This is a genomic window from Actinoplanes sp. NPDC051633 (assembly GCF_040681735.1).
Lineage (GTDB): Bacteria > Actinomycetota > Actinomycetes > Mycobacteriales > Micromonosporaceae > Actinoplanes.
This window is the reverse complement of record NZ_JBFAZH010001372.1, coordinates 1-1,870: the sequence shown is the minus strand read 5'-3', so window position 1 is coordinate 1,870 and position 1,870 is coordinate 1. Positions and strand designations below refer to the sequence as shown.

General features: G+C 71.4%; 2 protein-coding genes. Both read left to right on the top strand.

Annotation, left to right across the window (positions count from 1 at the left end; genetic code table 11):
* A partial coding sequence (locus tag AB0M20_RS41125; protein ID WP_364306702.1) for a hypothetical protein occupies window positions 1-1,463 on the top strand: 1,463 nt, incomplete at its 5' end.
* On the top strand, window positions 1,460-1,870 hold a 411-nt coding region (locus AB0M20_RS41120), incomplete at its 3' end, for an alcohol dehydrogenase catalytic domain-containing protein (protein ID WP_364306700.1). The genes AB0M20_RS41125 and AB0M20_RS41120, both read left to right, overlap by 4 nt.

Sequence of the window (1,870 nt, the reverse complement as noted above, 5' to 3'; positions counted from 1 at the left end):
GGCGCGAATACCTCAAGGCCGTCATCCGGATCCAGATCGATGCCGGCGTCGACGGGGTGCAGCTCGACGAGTCCGAGCTGCCGATCGGGTCGTTCCAGTACGGCGGCTGCTTCTGCAAGGACTGCATGCGGGGCTTTCGCGAACATCTCGCGCAGCGGCCGGATCGGCCCGAGGCGCTCGCCGGGGTGGATCTGGCGACGTTCCACTACGGACGGTGGCTCCTGGAGCGGGGGTACGACTTCACCACCGACCAGCTCGACACTCCCCTGTACCGCGACTACCACCGCTACCAGTGCGACGCGATCCGGCGGCACTTCGGGGAGTTGGCCGGCTACGCGCGGGCATACGCGCGGGAGCACGGCCGGGAGGTCCGCGTGTCCGGCAACTTCTTCAACATGGATCCGCAGTACCTGGCGCTGGCCGACGACGTCGACGTCATCGTCACCGAGATGCGCAACACCGCCCACCGGCAGCCCGAGTGGTACCGCTACGTGGCGGGCTTCGCGGGCGACAAGGACGTCATCGTCGTCGAGAACCCGTACGGCGGGGTCATCCCCGAGCTCGCCGGGGAACTCGGCCGGGGCAGAGGGTACGACCTGCTGCGGCTGTCTCTGTACGAGGCGGCGGCGATGGGGGCGAGCATGGCCGTGCCGTACGGCTCGTGGATGGGCGCGACCATCCAGGACTCGTTCCATGCGCCCCACGCGCTGCTTCGCGAGATCCAGGACTTCCTCGCCGGCCACGAGGACCTGTTCGCACCGGTGAGCGGCAACGATATCGCCGTCGTGTACGACGTGGCCGGCAACTTCGATCTCGTAGCGCTCGCCGATGTGGGTGACAACCTTCTCAACGCACGGGACGACAGCATCGCCGTGCCGTACCGCACCGTCGTCGGCCGGCTGGCCCGCGCCGGCGTCCCGTTCGACGTCGTGCTGTTCCCCGACGGGGTCACCGCCCCGGACCGGGTTACCGGCGAAGACCTCCACGGCTACGACGAGGTGATCCTGCCCGGGTGCGCCGCGCTCACCGGTGGCCAGGTAGCGGCCCTGCACGCGTACCTCGCCGGCGGTGGCTACATCGTGCACACCGGCGACCTCGGCGAGCCGTCGCTGCGCGCGCACCCCAATGTGCGGGCCGCCGTCGACGACGACCTCGACCGCCTCCTGCAGTACGGCCGACAGGTCGAGGTGGCCGGCGATGCGCTCGCCACCAACGTCATGCGCCTTCCGGACGGCCGGTCGGCCGTGCACGTGGTCAACTACGACTACGACCCGGAGGAGGACTGCGTGCGACCGTTCGACACCGACCTCACCGTGAGCCTGTCCCGGCGGTACACGAATGCGTCGGCGAACTTCTGCGACGGCCGGGTGACCACGCTCCACGTGCGCGCCGAGCAGCGCGGCTACCGGCACACGGTCGCGCTGCGAGGGCTCGGGCCGTACGCCATCGTGGTCTTCTCGTGAGGATCGCCGTCCTCACCGCGCCGCGGCGGTTCGAGATCGCCGACGTGCCGGCGCCCGAGCCCGCGCCCGACGAGGTCGTGCTGGAGGTCGCCGCCTGCGGAGTGTGCACCTCGGAGTTGGCGGCGTGGGCCGGCACCGAGCCGGCCGGCTACCCGCGCCACCTCGGCCACGAGGTCAGCGGCACGGTCGTCGCCGCCGGCCGCGACGTCGGGGCGCCCGCGGTGGGAACCCCGGTCGGCGCCTGGGTGACGTCGCACGGCTTCGCGGAACGCGTGGTCGCCAAGGCCGCCCACTGCCGTCCCGCCGGGGCCGTCCCCCTCGATCAGGTGCTCGCCGAGCCGCTGGCCTGTGCCGTCAACGCCGTCGAGGAGGCCGGCGTCCGGCTCGGCGACGACGTGGTGCTGATC